The organism is Rhizobium altiplani, assembly GCF_001542405.1.
Taxonomy (GTDB): Bacteria; Pseudomonadota; Alphaproteobacteria; order Rhizobiales; family Rhizobiaceae; genus Rhizobium; species Rhizobium altiplani.
The window spans coordinates 55,359-76,423 of sequence record NZ_LNCD01000085.1 but is presented as its reverse complement, the minus strand read 5'-3'; the positions used below and the strand labels follow the sequence as shown (position 1 = coordinate 76,423).

The 21,065-nt window shown below is 61.0% G+C and carries 21 protein-coding genes; 7 read left to right on the top strand and 14 right to left on the bottom strand.

Features of this window, described 5'->3' with window-relative positions:
- Positions 1–225: 225 nt before the first annotated feature.
- Positions 226–1,773 carry a chromosomal replication initiator protein DnaA gene (gene dnaA, locus AS026_RS20245; protein WP_026371516.1) on the top strand — a complete coding sequence of 516 codons (1,548 nt, stop codon included), beginning with the start codon at positions 226–228 and terminating at the stop codon, positions 1,771–1,773.
- A gap of 121 nt (positions 1,774–1,894) precedes the next feature.
- Entirely contained in the window at positions 1,895–2,974 is a 1,080-nt protein-coding gene (locus AS026_RS20240) for a saccharopine dehydrogenase family protein (protein WP_062371343.1), read from the top strand.
- Here AS026_RS20240 and AS026_RS20235 read toward each other — a convergent pair.
- The 4 genes from AS026_RS20235 to gcvA form a co-directional block, all read right to left on the bottom strand.
- The gene (locus AS026_RS20235; protein WP_062371341.1) at positions 2,971–4,098 is read right to left on the bottom strand and encodes an ABC transporter substrate-binding protein; all 1,128 of its coding nucleotides are present in this window, start codon (positions 4,096–4,098) and stop codon (positions 2,971–2,973) included. The two genes, AS026_RS20240 and AS026_RS20235, sit on opposite strands and share 4 nt — an antisense overlap.
- Complete coding sequence (fhuF, locus tag AS026_RS20230) at positions 4,095–4,844, bottom strand: siderophore-iron reductase FhuF (protein WP_062371339.1); 750 nt, start codon at positions 4,842–4,844, stop codon at positions 4,095–4,097. Before fhuF ends, AS026_RS20235 begins: the two co-directional genes overlap by 4 nt.
- A 4-nt stretch (positions 4,845–4,848) precedes the next feature.
- Entirely contained in the window at positions 4,849–7,026 is a 2,178-nt protein-coding gene (locus tag AS026_RS20225) for a TonB-dependent siderophore receptor (RefSeq protein WP_100248187.1), read from the bottom strand.
- 136 nt (positions 7,027–7,162) lie between these two features.
- Entirely contained in the window at positions 7,163–8,047 is an 885-nt protein-coding gene (gene gcvA, locus AS026_RS20220; RefSeq protein ID WP_025658692.1) for a transcriptional regulator GcvA, read from the bottom strand.
- Positions 8,048–8,261: 214 nt separating this feature from the next.
- Between gcvA and AS026_RS20215 the strand changes: the two genes are divergently transcribed.
- Positions 8,262–9,179: a DMT family transporter gene (locus AS026_RS20215; RefSeq protein ID WP_062371337.1), complete on the top strand. Its 918-nt coding sequence runs from the start codon at positions 8,262–8,264 to the stop codon at positions 9,177–9,179.
- Here the strand turns inward: AS026_RS20215 and hemW are convergent.
- From hemW to rph, 4 genes are read right to left on the bottom strand one after another with little or no spacing between them, the layout of a single operon-like run.
- Complete coding sequence (gene hemW, locus AS026_RS20210) at positions 9,176–10,351, bottom strand: radical SAM family heme chaperone HemW (protein ID WP_100248185.1); 1,176 nt, start codon at positions 10,349–10,351, stop codon at positions 9,176–9,178. The two genes, AS026_RS20215 and hemW, sit on opposite strands and share 4 nt — an antisense overlap.
- Before the next feature lie 35 nt (positions 10,352–10,386).
- On the bottom strand, positions 10,387–11,031 hold the full coding sequence (gene rdgB / locus AS026_RS20205) for an RdgB/HAM1 family non-canonical purine NTP pyrophosphatase (RefSeq protein WP_025658695.1): 645 nt from the start codon (positions 11,029–11,031) through the stop codon (positions 10,387–10,389).
- A 7-nt stretch (positions 11,032–11,038) separates the two neighbouring features.
- The gene (locus AS026_RS20200; protein WP_025658696.1) at positions 11,039–11,455 is read right to left on the bottom strand and encodes a VOC family protein; all 417 of its coding nucleotides are present in this window, start codon (positions 11,453–11,455) and stop codon (positions 11,039–11,041) included.
- Positions 11,452–12,171 carry a ribonuclease PH gene (rph, locus tag AS026_RS20195; protein WP_062371335.1) on the bottom strand — a complete coding sequence of 240 codons (720 nt, stop codon included), beginning with the start codon at positions 12,169–12,171 and terminating at the stop codon, positions 11,452–11,454. Before rph ends, AS026_RS20200 begins: the two co-directional genes overlap by 4 nt.
- Positions 12,172–12,346: 175 nt before the next feature.
- Here rph and hrcA point away from each other — a divergent pair, with 175 nt between their 5' ends.
- Positions 12,347–13,435 carry a heat-inducible transcriptional repressor HrcA gene (hrcA, locus tag AS026_RS20190; RefSeq protein WP_025658698.1) on the top strand — a complete coding sequence of 363 codons (1,089 nt, stop codon included), beginning with the start codon at positions 12,347–12,349 and terminating at the stop codon, positions 13,433–13,435.
- Positions 13,436–13,440: 5 nt separating this feature from the next.
- Here hrcA and AS026_RS20185 read toward each other — a convergent pair whose 3' ends face one another.
- Complete coding sequence (locus tag AS026_RS20185) at positions 13,441–13,875, bottom strand: GFA family protein (RefSeq protein WP_018855123.1); 435 nt, start codon at positions 13,873–13,875, stop codon at positions 13,441–13,443.
- 219 nt (positions 13,876–14,094) lie between these two features.
- Here AS026_RS20185 and grpE point away from each other — a divergent pair, with 219 nt between their 5' ends.
- On the top strand, positions 14,095–14,715 hold the full coding sequence (gene grpE / locus AS026_RS20180; protein ID WP_025658700.1) for a nucleotide exchange factor GrpE: 621 nt from the start codon (positions 14,095–14,097) through the stop codon (positions 14,713–14,715).
- A gap of 30 nt (positions 14,716–14,745) precedes the next feature.
- On the opposite strand, the gene AS026_RS20175 is transcribed toward grpE, so the two are convergent.
- A complete protein-coding gene (locus tag AS026_RS20175; protein ID WP_062371490.1) occupies positions 14,746–15,690 on the bottom strand; it encodes a nucleoside hydrolase in 945 nt (314 codons plus the stop codon).
- Between the two features lie 260 nt (positions 15,691–15,950).
- Here AS026_RS20175 and AS026_RS20165 point away from each other — a divergent pair, with 260 nt between their 5' ends.
- Together AS026_RS20165 and AS026_RS20160 are read left to right on the top strand one after the other, a co-directional pair.
- The gene (locus AS026_RS20165; RefSeq protein WP_062371331.1) at positions 15,951–16,382 is read left to right on the top strand and encodes an Hsp20 family protein; all 432 of its coding nucleotides are present in this window, start codon (positions 15,951–15,953) and stop codon (positions 16,380–16,382) included.
- Positions 16,383–16,431: 49 nt separating this feature from the next.
- Positions 16,432–16,689, top strand: coding sequence for a BQ00720 family protein (locus AS026_RS20160; RefSeq protein WP_007799651.1), 258 nt, complete (start codon positions 16,432–16,434; stop codon positions 16,687–16,689).
- Between the two features lie 6 nt (positions 16,690–16,695).
- On the opposite strand, the gene trmB is transcribed toward AS026_RS20160, so the two are convergent.
- From trmB to lnt, 4 genes are all read right to left on the bottom strand, one after another.
- Complete coding sequence (gene trmB / locus AS026_RS20155; protein ID WP_025658704.1) at positions 16,696–17,397, bottom strand: tRNA (guanosine(46)-N7)-methyltransferase TrmB; 702 nt, start codon at positions 17,395–17,397, stop codon at positions 16,696–16,698.
- Positions 17,394–18,647, bottom strand: a complete 1,254-nt coding sequence (metK, locus tag AS026_RS20150) for a methionine adenosyltransferase (protein ID WP_025658705.1) — start codon at positions 18,645–18,647, stop codon at positions 17,394–17,396. The genes trmB and metK overlap by 4 nt, the downstream gene beginning before the upstream one ends.
- Positions 18,648–18,829: 182 nt before the next feature.
- Entirely contained in the window at positions 18,830–19,249 is a 420-nt protein-coding gene (locus tag AS026_RS20145) for a helix-turn-helix domain-containing protein (RefSeq protein ID WP_018855116.1), read from the bottom strand.
- A 152-nt stretch (positions 19,250–19,401) separates the two neighbouring features.
- On the bottom strand, positions 19,402–21,003 hold the full coding sequence (gene lnt / locus AS026_RS20140) for an apolipoprotein N-acyltransferase (protein ID WP_062371329.1): 1,602 nt from the start codon (positions 21,001–21,003) through the stop codon (positions 19,402–19,404).
- Positions 21,004–21,065: the final 62 nt, after the last annotated feature.

The following is a 21,065-nucleotide window of genomic DNA, read 5'->3' as shown; positions in this document are numbered from 1 at the left end:
TGGCAGGACGATTGGAAGCCGGTGTTACGAGGAACGGCATCCAGTCCGAGGGAACGCAGTCGAACCGCATGATGCGGCGCGCACTTTCCCGGGAGCATCTTGCGAGTGGGGCAGTATTTGAGTGAACCGGCAGGCGAGTGGCTCATGAGGGTGCCACTTTCTAGCCATAGCGGGGAAATAATCGGGCGACGAAACAAAGTCGGCCGACGAATGGAAGGCGGCATGATGCAGATGAATACAATGACGGCGGATGTCCTGGAGAGTGGGGACAATGAACCGCAGGCGTTTGGCTCTATTTGCGCCGAGGCGGCAGGGGAAAAGGGAGACATGAAGCATGGTGTACTTTTCGAGCGTGTCAGCGCCCGTCTGAAGGCGCAGGTCGGTCCGGATGTTTATGCAAGCTGGTTTGCACGGCTGAAATTGCATTCGGTTTCAAAGAGCGTCGTGCGCCTGACGGTGCCGACAACTTTCCTGAAGTCCTGGATCAACAATCGGTATCTTGAGCTGATCACCAGCCTGTTCCGGGCCGAAGACTCTGAAATCCTGAAAGTCGAAATTCTTGTTCGCACGGCAACGCGTGGCGTTGGTAAGCCGGCTGAAGAGCCGGTTTCCCCGGAGCCTGTTGCCGCTGCGCAGACGCGCCGCCCTGTGGCGCAGCATGCCGGCCAGATTGCGCAGCAGGCGGTTTCGTCCGCTGCCGCAGCCCGTCCGGCCACCTCCGGCCAGCCGCTCTTCGGCTCGCCTCTGGATTCCCGCTTCACCTTCGACACCTTCGTCGAAGGCAGCTCGAACCGCGTGGCACTTGCCGCCGCCAAGACGATTGCGGAAGCCGGACAGGGCGCTGTCCGTTTCAATCCGCTGTTCGTCCATTCCAGCGTCGGCCTCGGCAAGTCGCATCTTCTGCAGGCGATCGCCAATGCCGCGGTTCAGAACCCGCGCGCACTGCGCGTCGTCTATCTGACGGCAGAGTATTTCATGTGGCGTTTCGCAACCGCGATCCGCGACAATGATGCTCTGACGCTCAAAGACTCGCTGCGCAACATCGACCTTCTGATCATCGACGACATGCAGTTCCTGCAGGGCAAGATGATCCAGCACGAGTTCTGCCACCTGCTGAACATGCTGCTCGACAGCGCCAAGCAGGTCGTGGTCGCTGCCGACCGCGCTCCCTGGGAGTTGGAATCGCTCGATCCACGTGTCCGCTCGCGTTTGCAGGGCGGCGTTGCCATCGAGCTCGATGCGCCGGACTACGAAATGCGCCTCGAAATCCTGAAGCGTCGCCTCGCCGTAGCTCGCGTCGAGGATCCGTCTCTGGAAATCCCGGCGGAACTGCTCAACCATGTTGCCCGCAACATCACTGCGAGCGGCCGCGAACTGGAAGGCGCCTTCAACCAGCTGCTCTTCCGTCGCTCCTTCGAGCCGAACCTGACGGTAGAGCGCGTGGACGAGCTTCTTGCCCACCTTGTTGGTTCGGGTGAGCCGCGTCGCGTCCGCATCGAGGATATCCAGCGCATCGTCGCACGGCACTACAACGTGTCGCGCCAGGAGCTGGTCTCGAACCGCCGCACCCGTGTCATCGTCAAGCCGCGCCAGATCGCCATGTATCTGTCGAAGACGCTGACGCCGCGGTCCTTCCCGGAAATCGGCCGTCGCTTCGGCGGTCGCGATCATACGACCGTGTTGCATGCCGTTCGCAAGATCGAGGAGTTGATTGCTGAGGATACGAAGCTCTCGCATGAGATCGAGTTGCTGAAGCGCCTGATCAACGAATAGTCGGGAAACCTTCTGTGCTTTGACGGCCGGGGCATTGCTCCGGCCGTTTTCTTTTGCGCACAATCTTCTGTACGCTGGCTGTGAGGGGCGTGTGCCGCGTGCGCAAAAGGGGAGGGAGTTGATGAGTTTCGACAGGATTGCCGTTCTCGGGCTGGGCAAGATCGGGCGGTTGGCCGCGACGCTCCTGCACGAGGGGGGCTTCGACGTTCTCGGCATCGATATTCAGGCGCCGACAGAGAGCCTTCCGTTCCAGTGCATGAGTGGGGACGTTTCCGACCCCACCACCATCGGCGAACTGCTGTCGAGTGTCGAGGCCGTACTTTCCTGCCTGCCCTATCACCTCAACATCGGCCTGGCGCGCGCTGCCCATCTTGCCGGGATCCATTATTTCGACCTCACGGAAGACGTGCCGACCACAAATTTCATCATCGAACTATCCAAGAACGCGCGCGGGCTGATGGCGCCGCAATGTGGCCTCGCCCCCGGCTTCGTCGGTATTGTCGGATCGAGCCTTGCGGATGGATTCGACAAATGCCGTTCCATTCGCATGCGCGTCGGCGCCCTGCCGCAGCATCCGACCGGTCTCCTCGGCTACGCCTTCAACTGGTCGCCCGAAGGCGTGGTCAATGAGTATTTGAACGACTGCGAAGTGATCGAGGGGGGCATTCGCAAGCTCGTCTCGCCGATGGAATGGCACGAGACGATCTATGTCGAGGGTGTGAAGCTGGAGGCCTTCACGACATCAGGCGGCCTCGGCACCATGTGTGACACCATGCTCGGCAAGGTCGAGAACCTCGACTACAAGACGATGCGCTATCCCGGACACATGGATCTGATGAACTTCTTCTTTCACGAACTCCTGATGCGCGACAGGCGCAAGCTTGCCGGTGAAATCCTCACCAACGCCAAGCCGCCGGTCGAGGATGATGTTGTGTATGTCCACGTGGCAGCGGAGGGCACGGAGAACGGCAACCTGCGCCGCAAGGAGTTTGTGCGCGCCTACTATCCGATAGAGATAGCAGGCGCTCGCCGGACGGCGATTGCCTGGACGACATCGGCCTCGGTGGTTGCCGTGATCGAAATGGTGCGCGAGGATCTGCTGCCGTCCACCGGCTTCCTGCATCAGGAATACATTCCGCTGGAGATGTTCCTCAACACGCCGACGGGCAGTCTTTTCAAGACCGGTGCGCCTGGACGTTAGCCCGCCAAGCTAGTCCAGTATGCCCCCTCGAACGGGACCGCAGCGAAACGCTCGTTGATTTCGGCGAGGCTGCCCGCCGGATCGAGATCGCCGAACAGGTCAGGCCTTACCCAGGATGCCACGGCTTCCGCCGCCAGCACATTCAGCGGCACGGCGTTGAAGAAGTTCCACATGCCATGCACATTTCCATCGCGCACAGCCTTCAGTGGGGCAAGGGCGGGTGCCTTAACGGTTTCCTGGAGAGACCGACGGGCTTCTGCGGGATCGACGCCAGGGCCAATCGAGAAGACGGTGTAGACGCCACCCGGCGAGCCTGTGGCGATATAGACGTCCGGCTCCGCCGCGATGATGTATTCAGCCGTCACCGGCCCGCCCTGCGGCGGTAGGTTCTTGTCCGCGATGTTGCGTCCGCCGGCAAGCGTGATCAACTCGCCGAGGCCGGTCCGGCCGATCGCCCAGCTGCCCCGTGTTGCGCTCGGGAAGGCGTCCATCAGCACCAGCGGCGCATCCTCGCCTCTCCCTGCCGACTCCGCCTTGATGCGCTGCACCCGCTTTTCGAAGAACTGCGCATAATCTTCCGCTTGCCGATCGCATTCCAGAACGCGGCCGAGGAGGCGAATGTCTCGCGGGGTGTTCTTCAGTGGATCGAGATTGAAATCGACGACGATGACAGGCACGCCGATCGATTGGAGATAGTCGATGGCACGTTCGCCTTGTTCGCCATCGGCCTGCCACCTGCCCATGATTGCAAGGTCCGCCTCCAAGGAGAGTGCGGCCTCAAAGTTCATGCCATCCGCCTGCCCATTGCTGACGAGCGGGACCTTGTCGAGGGCCGGAAACTTGCTGCGAAAGGCGTCGTAGATGAACGGATTGTCCGTCTTCATGTCGGTCGCCCAGCCAGCAAGCAGGCTGACCGGATCCGGATGGATCAGCGACAGCGCGAAAAGATTGAATCCCGTTCCGAGGATGATCGACTTCGGCTTCCTTGAAATCGTCACCGTTCGACCGACCGCGTCGGTCACGGTCAGCGGCCAGCGCGTCTCGGCCTTCAAGAGAGCCGGCGCGCAGAGCGTCGTGGACGCGGCGGCGAGAAAGCCACGTCTCGTGATCGTGGAAAGGGTCATTGTACGTTCCTTTGGCTCGGAAGAGCGCAAGGCTTGCCGCAGCTAGGCACGCCGGGCAGCATGTAGCGCAAGCAGCATATCTTCCGCCGGGCGACGCGCTCACCATCCTCCTCGACATATCGGACGCTGCCGCAAAGAGGATTGACGCCGCCATCCGGCAGGCAGCCACGCACGAACACCGTGAGATCGGGGCCTTCAGCTGGCCGGGTCAATCGCAGCGCATAGTCGAGATAGACAGCGGCATTGTTCCAGCACAGCTTGGCCGAAATACCGCAAGCGTTGAGTTTCGCGACCGCCTCGGGAAGATGTTGCTCCAACAATGGACCTATCGCCCCGAACCCGTCGTCCTCCTCGACCGCGGCATGCCCGCCCCGGTGTGGAACGCCGAACGCCCGTGGCAGCCCGTTCTCCTGCAATGCGATGGTCATCTCATCGAAGGCGATCGGCAGCGCCTGCGCGGCGAGGCGGCGCGCCAGCACGTAGGGGATGGAAAGAGTGGAGAAGTAATATAACGACCACATCGAGACGACGGCGCGCCTGTCGCTGTCTCCACATGCCTCGGCATAGCGATCAATCGCCTGCCTGAACCCGCCGTCACCGAAGAAGCGCGGCAGCGGTACCCCGTCCGATAGCTCGGTTGAGAGTACCATCTTCTCGCTGCACCACGCATGCTCGCCGGCGAAAGCCGGCGAGAGAATCGAGGCGCTCTGGCCTCGATCGGCGACATGGTGCTGTGCGCTCTCCATCAGCTCACCATGTGTAGCGCAGGCTGCCGATCACGGCGCGGCCCTGGTCGCGATAGCAGAAGCCCGCCGAGCAGACGGCCTCCCGGCGGTCGAAGAGGTTCGTGGCGTTCACCTGCAGGCTCAGGCCGTCGTATTTCTTGTCCAGCGCCGCGAAATCATAGCTGATGGCGGCGTCGAAGAGGACGCGTGAGCCGTTCTGCGCCGTGTTGGCGTCGCTGGTGTAACTCTTGCCGAGATAACGGGTGCCGAAGCCGATGCCGAGGCCGTAGACCGGGCTGCTCTCCTGGAATGTGTAATTCGCCCAGAGCGAAGCCATGTGCCTCGGAACCGACGAGACGGAATTGCCAACGGTCCCGGTCGTTCCTTCCAGGATCTCGGTATCGGTGTAGGTATAAGACGCGACCAGCGACAGGCCGTTGTCGAGGCTCGTGTTCGCTTCGAGTTCCAAGCCACGGGAGCGAATCTTGCCGCGCTGCACCTGAATGTTCGCCGGTCCTGTCGGCAGGTTCACGACCTCGTAGTAGAGGCTATTCTTCTGGTCGATATTGAACAGCGCAGCCGTCAGCAGCGTGTTGCTGTTCGGGAGCAGGTACTTGACGCCGATCTCTTCCTGCTCGCTTTCCGTCGGCTTGAAGGGCTGGTCCGTCTCCTGGTTGATACCGGCATTGGGTGCGAAGGCGGTGGAGTAGCTGGCATAAGGTACAACGCCGAAATCGGTCTCGTAGCCCAAGCCGACACGGCCGGAGAATGCCTTGTCCTTTTGCGAGAGGCTGGTCAGAGCGTTCGTGCTGAGGTCGGTATTGTCGGTGTCGGTGGAAACCCAGTCGTAGCGCCCGCCGACGGTGAGTATCCATGCGTCATAGCGGATTTGGTCCTGCAGGTAGGTGCCGACCTGCCATTGATCCTGGATGGTGCGCGTGTCGAAGTCGATCGGTGCAACGGGCGCTCCCGCGGTCGGATTGTTGGTGTCGAGCGGCGGCGACACGCCACGACCATCGAGCGAACGCCAGCGCAGCTTGGTCAAGTCCAGGCCCGCAAGCACCGTATGGTCGACCGCCCCCGTTTCGAACTTGGCTTCCAATTGATTGTCGATGACGAAGGCCGTCAGCCGCTCGTCGAACGTGCCGGCGCTGCGGTCGAGGAGACTTGGATCGACCGCGTTGGGGGCGTAGGCAAAGGCCCAGTCGGCGTCGATGTTGAGCGTCGATGCGCGGGCGTTCTGGCGGAACACGAAGACGTCGTTCAGCCGGTGCTCGAATTCATAGCCGATGCGCGCCTGGTTCTGGACTGAATCGTTGAAGGCCGGATTGCCTGCGAAAATGTCGGTTACGTTGCCGGCCGGATCGTTATAGTAGGCCGCCGTGCCGCCGGTCTTGGTTCGGGAATACTCCCCAAGAATGGTAAGCTTGGTATCTTCGTCCGGTTTCCACATGAAGGCCGGCGCGATATAGACGCGGTCGTCGGGAACGCTGACCTGTTCCGTGTTGGCATCGCGGTAGAGGCCCGTCAGGCGATAGTAGAAGGGGTCCTCGTTGTTGACGGGACCCGAGAGGTCGAACTGGGTCTGATAGCGCTGGTCGGTGCCATACTGCAGCTGAACTTCGTGAAAAGCGTCTTCCGTCGGCCGCTTGGTGATGAGGTTGTAGAGACCCCCGGCGCCCGTTGCTCCATACAGCGCTGAGGATGGTCCACGCAGGATTGAGACACCTTCGAGGCCGTAAGGCTCGGTCTTGAAGAGTGACGAACCTGCGCCGGGCTGACGAAGGTTATCGCGGAAGATCCCGGTATAGGTCACGTCGAAGCCGCGCACCGAGAATGAATCGAAGCGCGGATCGAAGCCGTAAGCACCGACACGAGTGCCCGGTGTGTAGGCGACCGTATCGAGCAGGCTCTGCGGATTGCGGTCCCTCAACTGCTGCTCGGTTACGGACGAAATCGACTGAGGAATCTCGATGAACGGCGTGTCGGTCTTCGTGCCTGTCGCGCTGCTCTTGCCGACATAGCCGTCAGCCTGGATCACGCCGCCGCTGCCGCCATTGACGATGATATCTTCGAGAACCGTCGCTCCGTCTTGCTGCCCCGCGGCATCCTGTGCCGCAGCCGGCGCGAGAAGATGGGCGAGCACCACGCCCGTCAAAGCTGATGTGGAAAGGAATCGAGAAGAAAATTGAAGATTATTCATTAGCTTATCACACCGGAAGGCTCATTGCAGAATTTTATCTGGAGTGTAATAGTCAAGAAAAAGCCCGAAGAAAACCCTATTTTATGATTAAAATGCTCCACTTTTTAATCAGCATGACAAATCAGCCACAGTCAGGTCAGGCCTGTGCCTCGGTCAGCAGCCAGCGGCGAAAGGCCGCCGCTGCCGGTCGCTCGAGCGCAGGGCCCGGATAGACGAGGTGGAAGGCAAGGCGGCTTGCGATCCCAAGCGGGAAAGGCGTGATCACCGCACCTTCCTTCAGGTCCCGCTCCAGAAACGAGCGTCGCATCAAGGCAAAGCCGAGCCCGGCTTTCATCGCGTCATAGGCTCCGTTGCCATGCATGAAGATCGGCCCGCGCGACGGATCGACCCCCGTTGCGCCGGCCGCTTCCAGCCAGAGCTGCCAGTCATGGCGATAGACGTCATGGATCAGTTGGAAACCAGCGAGCGCGCCGGGCGACGGATTGCTCCCCAGTTCAGCGGCAAGCTTTGGCGTGCAGACCGGCACGAGTTCGTCATCGACGAGCCGCTCGCTGATCAGGCCGTCATACCCGCCGAGCCCGTGGCGGATTGCGAGGTCGATGCCGTCACGCTGAAAGTCGAGCACGCGGTGCGATGCGCTGATGCGAACGTCGATTTCAGGGTGCATGGCTTCGAAACGTCCGAGACGTGGCACCAGCCAGTAGGTCGCAAAGCCCGCCGTGCAGGTGACGTTGAGGACGGTGCCGCGTCCCCGCGCCGTGATCGCTGCCGTCGCCTCCCGGACCAGACGGAATGCTGCCCTAAGCGTCGAAAAATAATCCGCGCCCTCAACCGTCAAGGCCAGCGCGCGCGTCTTGCGCTCGAAGAGCTTGACGCCAAGCGATGCTTCCAGGTCACGGATCTGCAGGCTGACGGCGCCCGGCGTGACGTTGAGCTCTTTTGCCGCAAGCGTCATGCTGAGGTGTCGCGCGGCGGCTTCGAAGGCCCTAAGTGCTGAAAGAGAGGGAAGATAGTCGCTCATGGTTTAGCTCAGCTATATCATGTAACGAGAAAGACTCGTTTGTCTCCTGCCTGGCATCGCAATAATATCAGCATGAAAGCCGTCGAAAAAGCTGATTTAAGCTGCGCGATGAGCGAGAATTAATCGAGAATGGCCGCGTTCGAGACGCGCAACAATCGGGTGGTGGCAGCCAGCGGCTGGATGTATTCCGGTCAGGCTGACTAGGGAGAAGATAATGCAGCAGAAACAAATGGGTCTTGCCGAGTGGGGAATGCTGCTGGTGTTGTCCCTGTTATGGGGCGGCTCCTTCCTCTTCAACGGTATTCTGGTGAAGACCCTGCCGCCGTTCACGATCGTCGCGGGCCGGGTCCTGATTGCCGCACTTGCGCTGAACCTTATCGTCCGAGCCACCGGCCATGCGATGCCGCGCGACGCTAGGTCCTGGGCTGCGTTCTTCGGCATGGGCATCCTGAACAACATGATCCCGTTCTGCCTCATCGTCTGGGGCCAGACGCACATCGCAAGCGGCCTTGCCTCGATCCTGAATGCCACGACGCCGCTCTTCGGTGTCGTCGTCGCGCATTTCCTGACAGCGGACGAAAAGATGACCGGCAACCGCCTGCTCGGCGTCCTCGTTGGCTTTGCTGGTGTTGCCTACATGATTGGCTTCGACGTGTTGCGTGATCTCGGCTCGAACGTGCTGGCGCAGCTTGCCGTGCTCGGTGCTGCGCTCTCCTACTCCTTCGCCGGGATCTTCGGCCGACGCTTCCGCCAGATGGGCATGGCGCCGCTCATTCCCGCCGCCGGACAGGTTACCGCTTCGACCATCCTGATGCTGCCGATCGCGCTCGTCGTGGATCAACCCTGGACTTTGGCCGCCCCGTCACTCGAGACCTGGATGGCCTTGCTGGGCCTGGCCTTGCTGTCGACGGCGATCGCCTATGTGTTGTTCTTCCGCATCCTGGCAACGGCAGGGGCGACAAACCTCATGCTCGTGACCTTCCTGATCCCGGTCAGCGCCATCCTGCTCGGCGCAGCTATTCTCGGCGAGCAACTGCAAGCCAAGCATCTGATCGGCATGGCGATGATCGCGATCGGCCTTGCGGCGATCGACGGGCGGTTGTTTTCCCTGGGACGAAAGCGGCCGGCCTAGCAGGCGAGGTCGGCTACGACGGAATCGAGGATCAGCATACCCGACGGCGTGCAGCGAAGCCGGGAATTGCCGATCCGCTCGACGAAGCCGTGTTCCAGCAGGAATTCTTCACGCTTTGGGTCGAGATCGCGGCCTGAAAGCTGTTGCCAGCGGGCGAGATCGACACCTTCCTTCAGGCGTAGTCCCATCAACAGCAGTTCGTCCGCCTGCTCCTCGTAGCCGAGTTGTTCCTGATCGAGGATGCCGTGGCCGTCGCGCTCGACGAGATCGAGCCAACTTTCCGGCTTCCGCTCGGTCGCCGTCGCGATCTTCATCGCGCCGCGCGTCAGCCGCCCGTGGGCGCCGGGGCCGATACCGGCATAGTCGCCGTAACGCCAATAGGTGAGGTTGTGGCGGCTCTCCGCGCCGGGGCGTGCGTGGTTGGACACCTCGTAGGCCGGCATTCCTTCGCGAGCCGTGATCTCCTGCGTCGCTTCGTAGAGCAATGCCGATTGATCGCCGTCCGGAACGACAAGCTTGCCCGCCTTGTGAAGACCGTAGAAGGGCGTGCCTTCCTCGATCGTCAGCTGGTAGAGCGAGAGGTGATCGACCGCGTAGGAGATCGCCTCCTTCAGCTCGCGCTCCCATTCCTCGACAGTCTGGTTCGGGCGAGCATAGATCAGGTCGAAGGACATGCGCGGAAAGATGTCGCGTGCCAGCTTGATCGCATTCAGCGCGTCGGCAACGTCGTGCAGCCGTCCGAGAAACTTCAGGTCGCGGTCATTCAAGGCTTGGACGCCAAGCGAGACGCGGTTGACCCCGGCGGCGCGATAGCCCCGGAAACGCTCCGCCTCGACGCTGGAGGGGTTCGCCTCCATGGTGATCTCGATACCGTCTGGCATATGCCAATGCTTGGCAATACCATTGAGAATGGCCGAAACCGTCGAAGGGTTCATCAGAGAGGGCGTGCCGCCGCCGAGGAAGACGCTCGTCACCGTCTTCACCCCGCTCAATTGGCGCACCGTTGCCATTTCCTTCAGGAAGGCCGCAGTGAAGCGCTCCTGATCGACCGGCTGGTGGCGGACATGGCTGTTGAAATCGCAATAGGGGCACTTGGCGGCGCAGAACGGCCAATGCACGTAGACGCCGAAGCCGGGTTCGCCGGTATCGGGCAGAAGAGCGGCATAGCGCATCAGGTCAGGCTGTTCCAAAGTGTCCACGTGTGCCCTTAGGCTTCCAGGCAGGTTTCGACGAAAATCTTGAAGGCGCGGGCGCGGTGCGACAGGGCCTCTGCGTCGCCCGGCTTCCAGCCGTGTTTTTCTTCCCCGCTCATCTCTCCAAAGGTAGTGTCATAGCCCTCGGGTTGAAAGACCGGATCGTAGCCGAAGCCTTGGCTGCCGCGCGGCGGCCAGACGACAGCGCCCTCGACTTCACCGCGGAAGAGCTCCGTATGGCCGTCCGGCCAGGCAAGGCAGAGCACGCTTACGAAGCGGGCGGTACGCTGTTCCGGCTTTGAAGCGCCGGCCTTGTCCAGCGCCGCCTCGACTTTCTCCATCGCCATCGCGAAGTCGCGGGTCCCGTCGGGCTTCTCGGCCCAGTTGGCGGTATAGACGCCAGGATCGCCGCCGAGCGCATCGATGGCGAGGCCGGAATCATCCGACAGCGCCGGAAGTCCAGCGGCTTCCGCAGAAGCGAGCGCCTTGATCTTTGCGTTTTCCTCGAAGGTGGTGCCGGTTTCGTCAGGCTCCACGAAGTTCAATTCAGCCGCCGACTTCGCGGTGAAGCCGAAGGGGCCGATCAGGTCCTGGATTTCCCGGATCTTGCCGGCATTGTGGCTGGCAACGACAATGGTCTTGGTTTCGAGCTTGCGCATGATTGTCCTATTCGATGCCCCAGATACGGGCTTCAGCGCATTCAAGGCTGTTGCCCGCTGGATCGCGGAAATAGATCGATCGGCCGCCCTGCGGCCAGGTGACTTCGGATTCGATGGCAACACCTTCGGACATCAACCGGGCGGCAATCGCATCGAGATTTTCGCCCGAGACGCGGAAACAGGCGTGTCCCGCACCTGTCGTGCCATGAGGCGGCACCTGCAGCGCGGTCGGTGAGGGCGGCTTGATCGTTTCTTTCGGATTGAAAATCAGCAGCACGCCGGGGCCGCAGCGAAAGAAGACATGCCGGTTGCCGCTCCGCGAGATCTTCGAAAGACCGAGAACGCCTTCATAGAAGGCTTCGACCTTGTCGAGATCCTCAGCATAGAGCGCCGTCTCCAGCATGCCTTCCAGCACGTCGTTCATCCGGCGATCGCCTGCTTTTGCATCGCCACGAGTTCGGCAATGCCCCCCTTGGCGAGCGTCATCAGCGAAGCGAACTCCTCGTCGGTAAAGGGCGTGCCTTCGGCGGTGCCCTGAATTTCGACGATACCGCCAGTGCCGGTCATTACGAAGTTCGCGTCGGTCTCGGCCGAGGAGTCTTCGAGATAGTCGAGGTCAAGGACCGACTGGTTTGCGAAGATGCCACAGGAAATGGCCGCGACATGGTCCTTGAGTACGCGCTCGACCTTGAGCATGTTGCGGCTCTCCATCCATTTCAGGCAGTCGTAGAGCGCAATCCAGGCGCCGGTGATCGAGGCGGTGCGCGTTCCGCCGTCCGCCTGGATGACGTCGCAATCGAGGGTGATCTGGCGCTCGCCGAGCTCCTTGAGGTCGACGACGGCGCGCAGCGAGCGGCCGATCAGGCGCTGGATCTCCTGGGTGCGACCGCCCTGCTTGCCGGCCGCAGCTTCGCGCTTCATGCGATCGCCGGTGGCGCGCGGCAGCATGCCGTATTCGGCCGTAACCCAGCCCTTGCCGGTGTTGCGCAGCCATGCCGGCGGCTTTTCCTCGACGCTCGCCGTGCACAACACATGCGTATCGCCGAACTTCACCAGACAGGAGCCTTCCGCGTGCTTGGAGAAATTGCGCTCGAAAGAGACCTTGCGCATCTGGTCGGTTTTTCTGCCTGAGGGCCGCATACTATTCTCCTAATCATCGTGCCGAAGACCCAAGCAGGCTTCGGGTAGATCATGCGTGCTATGGTGTTGAGAGCTTCTACGATTGGCAGCGTCCATTTGCAATTTCCCTTTTGCCGCTGCGGAGAGATTGGCTATATTTTGTCGGATCATCGTCAGCACGGGTACGCAAGGTTTCATGGAGTTCAGATCGACGTCGGTTTCAGAGGCAGTGGCTGCGCTGGATGAACGCTCCAAGGAAATCTTTCGCCGCATCGTGGAGGGCTATCTGGAAACGGGCGAACCGCTCGGTTCCCGCAACCTTTCGCGAATCCTTCCGATGTCGCTGTCGCCGGCGTCCGTACGCAATGTGATGAGCGATCTGGAAGAACTCGGCCTCATCTATTCACCGCATGTCAGTTCCGGGCGTCTGCCGACGCAGATCGGCCTGCGCTTCTTCGTCGACGCCTTCATGCAGGTGGGCGATCTCTCGGCCGAGGATCGTGCCAACATCGATCGGCAGGTGCGCGCCGAAAGCCGCGACAATCCGATGGAATTGATGATGAACGAGGCGAGCCGAATGCTCTCGGGCATTTCGCGCGGCGCCGGACTTGTCATCACCTCGAAAAGCGATCCTGTGCTCAAGCATGTCGAGTTCATTCGCCTCGAGCCGACCAAGGCGCTTGCGGTGCTCGTTGGCGATCACGACCAGGTGGAAAACCGCATCATCGAGCTTCCGGCAGGCGTCACATCATCGCAATTGACCGAGGCCGCAAACTTCCTCAACGCGCATATGACCGGCCAGACGCTGCCGGAACTGCGCAATCAGCTGAGCCGACTGAAGGACGATGTCCGCCGCGAACTCGACACGCTGTCGCAGGATCTCGTCGAGCGCGGCATCGCTGTGTGGTCTGGCAGCGCGGACGAAGGCAAACCGGCTCAGCTCATCATTCGCGGCCGCGCCAATTTGCTCGCCGGTCTCGCCGGTGCCGACGATCTCGACCGCCTGCGCATGCTGTTCGACGACCTCGAGAAAAAAGACAGCTTGCTGGAACTCCTCAATCTGGCCGAAAGCGGGCCAGGTGTGCGCATTTTCATCGGCTCGGAGAACAAGCTCTTCTCGCTCTCCGGCTCGTCGTTGATCGTTGCGCCATATCGTGATGATGACGACCGCATTGTAGGTGCCGTGGGAGTGATCGGGCCGACGCGTCTCAACTACTCGCGCATCGTCCCGATGGTCGATTATACCGCTCAGCTTATGACGCGACTGTCACGCAGCGCGAAGTAGCGCAGCTACTCAGGCAACGTGTCGCCCGAGCCGCCCATCTCCGCGGGCATGTCTTTATATTTGGGCAGGCCGTCACGAATGCGCAGCACGCTCTCCTGATAGTTCACGTGCAGCGCCGGGGTGTAGTCGAGATCCGGCAGAAGTGCCGCGTAGACGTCGGTGACGCCCCAGGTCGGGTGCTCGGTGTAGAGATGCCCACCGCACAGCTCGCAGAACTTCCGCACGCTGGTATCGGACTTCTGATAGCCCTCGACATGCTCTCCGCCTTTAGTGACCCGGACAGCCTGCGGCTGCCAGAGCGTGAAGGCATTGACCGGCCCTGCGGACCAATGCCGGCAGGAGGCACAGTGGCAGTATCCCATCGCCACCGGTTCGCCGGTAGCAACAATCTCCACGGCGCCGCAGAAGCAGCGCCCGGAATAGCTTTTCTGATCGCTCATGGTAGCAGCTCCCTGACCCAGGATTAGGCCGAAGCGAGAAAGATTTAGGTAGCTCTAAAATAAAAGAACTTTAGCGCGAGCAAGTCAAGCTGGCCCTCTCGCTCAACCCGGCATGAGTTGCCCCGCATCGCGCGCTTTTCAGTCACGCAGACTTGATTTTTGCCCGTCAAAGCTCGATATCGGGCACATCCTAAAAGACACCAATCACCGGAGAACGTCATGACTGACGAAACGACGAAGAACGGACCTGACGCAGCCGCGGCCGAAGCCGCAGCGGACGCTGCCGCAAACGTCGAGAACGAAGCCACCGCACAGCCCGATCCGCTGGAACTTCTGAAGGGCGAGAACGCAGAGCTGCGCGACCGTTATCTGCGGCTTGCTGCCGAGATGGATAACCTGCGCCGCCGCACCGAGCGGGAAATCAAGGACGCCAAGACCTATTCGGCTGCTGGCTTCGCCCGCGACATGTTGGCCGTTTCGGACAACCTGCGCCGCGCCATCGATGCGATTCCGGAGGAAGCAAAGGCTGCCGCTGATGCCGGCCTGACAACGCTGATCGAGGGTGTCGAGATGACGGAACGCTCGATGTTGTCGGCGCTCGAGCGCCACGGCGTCCGAAAGCTGGAGCCGGTTGGCCAGAAGTTCGATCCGAATTTCCACCAGGCCATGTTCGAAGTACCGAACCCTGAGGTGCCGAACAACACCGTTGTTCAGGTCGTTCAGGCTGGCTACACGATTGGCGAGCGTGTTCTGCGCCCGGCCATGGTCGGCGTCGCCAAGGGCGGACCGAAGCTGGTCGAACCCGAAACCAATTCGGTTTTCGACCAGAAGGACGCCTGATCCCTCAGGCCCCCGTCAAACAATCCGAAATCAGATGCGGGCGAAACGCTCGATCAGCAGATCGAAAAAGCCGTCCGCATCGACATCGCGTATGACCTGCGCATTGCGCTTGCGGTGGGTCACGTGCCACCAGTCGACGACGGTCATGCCGGCAGTCAGTTCCGACTTCACCTCGATCTCGACATTGCAGGTCCGCCCCTTGAAAAGCTCCGGCTTCAGCAGATAGGCGATAACCGTCGGGTCGTGCAGCGGGCCGCCGTCCGAGCCGTATTTCTCGACATCGAAGCGTTCGAAGAATTCCAGCATCTCGACCATGGCGATGGCCGGGCGTGTGCCGAGATCAGCCATGCGCTTGACGCGGTCCTTGCGTGTCAGAAGCTTGTGCGTGACGTCGAGCGGCATCATCACGATCGGAACGCCGGAGCGGAAGACGATGTCGGCTGCCTCAGGATCCACGTAGATGTTGAATTCGGCGGCCGGCGTAATGTTGCCACCCTCGAAGAAGCCGCCGCCCATCATAACCAGTTCATGGACGCGCGGGATGATGTCGGGCGCCTGCTGGAACGCCAGGCCAATATTGGTCAGCGGCCCCAGCGTGCAGAGCGTCACTGCGCCTTCCGGCTCGCTGCGCAGCGTCTCGACGATGAAATCCACCGAATGCTGCGTCTGCAGCGGCATCGTGGGCTCGTCGAGAACCGGACCGTCGAGGCCGGTCTTGCCGTGCACGTGCTCCGCTGTCACCAGCTTGCGCGCAATCGGCTTGTCGGCGCCGGCAAAGACCTTCGTATCGGTGCGACCACAGAGCTCGCAGACGATGCGCGCATTGCGGCTGGTGTAGGACAGTGGCACGTTGCCGGCGACCGTGGTGATGCCGAGTACATCGAGCTCTTCCGGGCTGCCAAAGGCCAGCATGATGGCGGCTGCGTCGTCCTGACCGGGGTCAGTGTCGATGATGATCTTTCTAGGGTTTGCCATTCCGATCGTTCCCATCCTCGTGGTGCGCGTCTTCGTGGCATGCACCGTTTGTTTATATTCCCGTCGCAAATCGGCACAGCCGGCGCGGGCAGGATTTGATGCGAGGCGGCGCCTGCTTTGTCAAGGTCGGACCCTTGCTGGCTTCCGGGGAGCGAGCATGGACGTCCGCCTTGCGCCCGGGCTCGGCAATTCCCATATAGTCGGCAGTCGGATGCTGCATTTCAGGTCCGGCAAGGTCGCTTGAATCAAGGACTTGAAAGATGAGCCGCATGACGCCTTTCGCGAGCCCGCTGCTTTTGGGCTTTGACGCCATGGAGAAGACGCTGGAGCGCCTTTCCAAGGCGAGTGATGGCTATCCGCCCTACAATATCGAGCGCGTTGCTCCTGACCGCGCTTCCGGCGATCCGGAAAGGCTGCGCATAACCCTTGCCGTCGCGGGATTCGCTGAGGACGACCTCGATGTCTCCGTCGAGGAAAATCAGCTGTCGATCCGCGGCCGTCAGGCAGAGCAGGGAGAGCGCGATTATCTCTATCGCGGCATCGCCGCGCGTCAGTTCCAGCGGACCTTTGTTCTGGCCGACGGCATGCAGGTTTTGGGCGCTTGCCTCAAGAATGGGTTGCTGTCGGTGGATCTCATCCGCCCCGAACCGAGCCGCATGGTGAAGAAAATTAACATTTCGGTCTCACAGTAGGACAACGGCGCATGTTGAGCCGTTGGTCCCTTCTCTTGGAGGTACAGGAATGTTGATGAAAGAAGCCAATTCGCACCTGACCAAAACCGAACTTGCCGGCATCGGCAACGGCGAGGTCGCCTATATCCGCAAGATGCGCAACGAAGAAGTTGCCAAGTGCTTCCCGGAAGCGCCAGACATCGATCCGAGCGTTGACCTCTGGGCGCTATTCGGCGCCGATGGCACGCCGATCCTTTTGACGGATAATCGCTCCAGCACCTTCTTCAAGGCCGCTGAGGATGAGCTGAAAACGGTGAGCCTGCACTAGGCAGGCTCAGACGCGCTTGAATGTGAGATAGGCGGAAGATCTGCCTTCACGCCGTGCCTTGGCCTCGTAGCGTGTGCTCGGCCAGCCCTCGTAGGGCGTCAGCCAGTCTGCCGCATTCTGTGCTAGCCATTCGAAGCCGCCATGGTCGCGGCATTTGAGCAGCGTCCAGTTGACGTAGGTATCGATATCGGACGCAAAGCAGAAAAGCCCGCCCGGCTTCAGCACGCGGTGGAATCGGTCGAGGTTCGTCTTCGACACGAAGCGGCGCTTCCAGTGCTTCCGCTTTGGCCACGGATCCGGGTAAAGCAGGTCGATCTGGTCGATCGAGGCGTCCGGCAACCAATCCAGCAATTGCGTCGCATCATCGTTGTAGACACGAACGTTCTTGGCGCCTGCCTTGTCGACGCTCGTCAGCAGCTTCTGCATGGAATTGATGAAAGGCTCGACCCCGATAAAGCCGGTCGAGGGCATTTCCACGGCGCGATGGATCAGATGCTCGCCGCCGCCGAAACCGATTTCCAGGCGCAGCCTTTCGGTCGGCACCGGAAAGAGGGTCTTCAGCGGCTCGGGCGGAGCCGCTGAAAGATCGATGAGGAACGCCGGAAGCAGGGTGTTCAGTCGCTCTGCCTGATGTTCGCGCAGAGCCTTTCCCTTGCGGCGACCGAAGAAGGCTTCGGTCGCGCGGCCGCGACGCTCCATGTCGGTCATGCTGCTTCCTTGACCTTGACGGCGTCCTTGAGCGCCTTGACGAGGTCGGTGCGCTCCCAGGAGAACGAGCCGTCGCGGCCAGCTTTGCGACCGAAATGACCATAGGCCGAAGTCTTGGCATAGATCGGCTTGTTGAGGTCGAGGTGACGGCGAATACCTGTTGGCGACAGGTCCATGTTCTTGCGGATAGCGGCTTCGATCTGGTCTTCCGTCACGCCCTTGCCGGTGCCGTGCAGGTCGACATAGATCGACAGCGGCTGTGCGACGCCGATAGCGTAGGAGAGCTGGATCGTGCAGCGGTCGGAAAGACCTGCGGCAACGACGTTCTTCGCGAGGTAGCGGGCAGCATAGGCAGCCGAGCGGTCAACCTTGGTCGTGTCCTTGCCGGAGAACGCACCGCCACCGTGCGGAGCAGCGCCGCCGTAGGTGTCGACGATGATCTTGCGGCCGGTGAGGCCGGCGTCGCCGTCAGGACCGCCGATGACGAACTTGCCGGTCGGATTGATGTACCAGTTGCAATCGCCGGCGATCGGCAGATCGCCGAGGGCTTCGCGGATATAGGGCTCGACCACCGCGCGAACCTTCTTCGAATCCCAGCTTTCGTCGAGATGCTGGGTGGAGAGAACGATCGACGTGACCTCGGCAGGCTTGCCGTTCACGTAGCGCACCGTCACCTGGCTTTTGGCGTCCGGGCCGAGCTTTGCAACTTCGCCGTCGCCCTTCTTGCGGGCAGTCGCGAGCAGCTGCAGGATCTTATGGGAGTAATAGATCGGCGCCGGCATGAGGTCAGGCGTTTCCTTGCAGGCGTAGCCGAACATGATGCCCTGGTCGCCGGCACCTTCGTCACCCTGCTGGTCGGCGGCACTATCGACGCCCTGGGCGATGTCGGCGGACTGCGAGTGCAGGAGCACGTCGATCTTCGCCGTCTTCCAGTGGAACCCGTCCTGCTCATAGCCGATGTCCTTGATGGCGCGGCGGGCAGCGGCCTTGAACTTCGAAGGGTTGATGACGTCGTTGCCGTTCTTGTCCTTCTTCATCAGGCTCGGCGGCAGGCGCACTTCACCGGCGATCACGACGCGGTTGGTGGTTGCCAGGGTCTCGCAGGCAATGCGCACGCCCCAGGGGTTGACGCCGGTCTTGGCGGCTTCGCGGTAGACCAGATCCACGATCTCGTCGGAGATCCGGTCACACACCTTGTCCGGGTGACCTTCGGCAACTGACTCGCTGGTGAAAAGGTAATTCGCGCGCATTCCGGGATTCCCCTCAAAGAACAAAAGCTGCCTAGTAGGTACTCAGTTCGCATCAGAAAAACAAGCGTAGAAGGACATAAATATATCTTTATATCTGCTGCAAAGTGGCAAATTTTGCCCCAAAAATGCCAAAAGCGGCCGTTGCGACCGCTTTTGTCTCTGCTCCGAATTTTGAATGGCGTTTATTCGCTGTCGGCTTCGGCGGCGAGTGCCTTCACCAGCTCGACGACTTTGCGGCGAACCTTGGGATCGGTGATTTTTACAAAGGCGCGGTTGAGTTGAAGCCCCTCGGACGACGAAAGAAAGTCGACCACATAGTTGGAGCTGGAGGCTTCCGCCATGCCGGACAGGCCGGAGGATTGTTCGCCCGGCGCGTCCTCGAAGAAGAAGGAAACCGGAACGTTCAAAATGCTGGAAATATTCTGGAGGCGGCTGGCACCGACACGGTTGGTGCCTTTTTCGTATTTCTGGATCTGCTGAAAGGTGATGCCGAGGCTCTCTCCGAGCTTTTCCTGACTCATTCCGAGCATCGTTCGCCGAAGGCGAATGCGACTACCAACGTGGACGTCGATGGGGTTCGGCCGCTTCTTGTTCTCAATCATGGTCCTGCCCTAACAAAAATTTTCAACCTTGTTCAAACCGGCATGCCCAAACCCATCCCCAAAACGCCACGTTGCAAAGTCTTGATTAACCACCTTGAAACATACGCTAAGAACGCCGATCCGAACCACTATGCAATTTTAGGGGTTTTCGGTCAATTCTGCTTGAAAACTAAACCAAAACGCGAAACCAGCGCAATTGCAAACAGAAGTATCTCGATCAACCGGAAGTAAGTTTGGCGCGGGTAACCCGGATCGCGCTGGGCGTCGAAACGCTCAATGGTTGCGTCGACAAAGCCAGTTTCATTGAGGCCGAGACCCGCAATGACCTCGCCACGGGCGTTCACGATGGCTGAAATTCCGCTATTGCCATTTCGAATCAGCGGCAAGCCGGTCTCCACGGCACGCAACCTAGCCTGTTGAAAGTGCTGGTAGGGGCCGGGTGTTGCACCGAACCACGCGTCGTTCGTGACATTGAGAATGGCATTGGCGGCGCCTAGGTCGCCGGTCATCTCGTCGGGGAAAATGATCTCGTAGCAGACGAGGGGATAGAACTTGATCCCCGTGGGCAAACTCAGAAGCTGGCGCGTGGCGGCGGGTGAGAAGCCGCCTGGCATCTCGACCACATTCTGGATGCCGAAATCGTCGAGGATATTCTCGAACGGCACGTATTCGCCGAACGGCACGAGATGCACCTTGTCGGCCGCGCCGGCAATCTGCCCACGGCCGTCGATGACGTAGATCGAATTGTAGTAGCGAGGCGGATTGCCAGGCCCCATGTCCTCCACCCTGACAGCGCCGGCAATCAGGATCTGATTGTCGTCGAGCGTGTCCGCAATCCGGCTGAGCGCATCCTGATTGTCGGTCAGGATGAAGGGAATGGACGTTTCCGGCCAGACAATGATGTCCGGTTTCCGCCCGCCGTCCTTCGGAGACTCGACGGAAAGCTTCAGGTGCTTCTCGAAGATAGCAGCGCGGTCGGCGTCGCTGTCCATCTTCGCCGTCTGCTCGATCATCGGCTGAACCAGGCGAATGACCGGGCTCGGGGAGTCGGATGCAGGCGCGGGTTGCGGGCCATGGAGGATATAGGCGCCATAGCCGATATGTGCGGCGAAGAGCAGGGCTGCCAGCGAGAGCCCGAGCTTTGCGCCCTGCCGGGTGCCGAGGAGTGCGGGCGCGGCGAAGATGAAGACCGAGAGCGACGTGATGCCCATGATGCCGATGACGTGCGCCGATTGCATCATGAGCGGCACGGGCGTCATGCCGTAGCCGATAGCGTTCCAGGGGAAGCCGGTGAAAAGCACGCTCCGCAGCCACTCCAGCAACCCGAAGCTCGCCGCAAGCGCCGCAATCCGCCCCATGCCATCGGACCACATGGTTCGCGCCAGCGCCGCAGCAATGCCGTAGAAGATGGCGAGCACGGCAGGCAGCCCGAGGATCGCCAGCGGCAGCGCCCAAGCGAAGGCCTCCGCGTCGATCATCAAGGCGTGGCCAAGCCACCAGAGACCCGCGACGAAATAGCCGAAGCCGAAGAGCCAACCGACGGTAAAAGATGGCCACAGTCGCCCAATGAGCCCGCTTTCCGGAGCGGCAGCTGAGCCGTCGATCAGCCAGACGAGCAGCGTGAACGACACGAACATTGCGGCAAAGAAGCCAAATGGAGGCAGGGCCAGAACGCCGACGGCGCCAGCAAGGACCGCCAACGCAACCCTCTTGAACCCCCAGGCAAGGATAACCCTGTCCGCAAGCCGCTCCATGCGCACTCCCATCAAGCTGCGAATCAACCCGCTCGCAGTCTTTCAAAAAAGCCGCCGTTTGT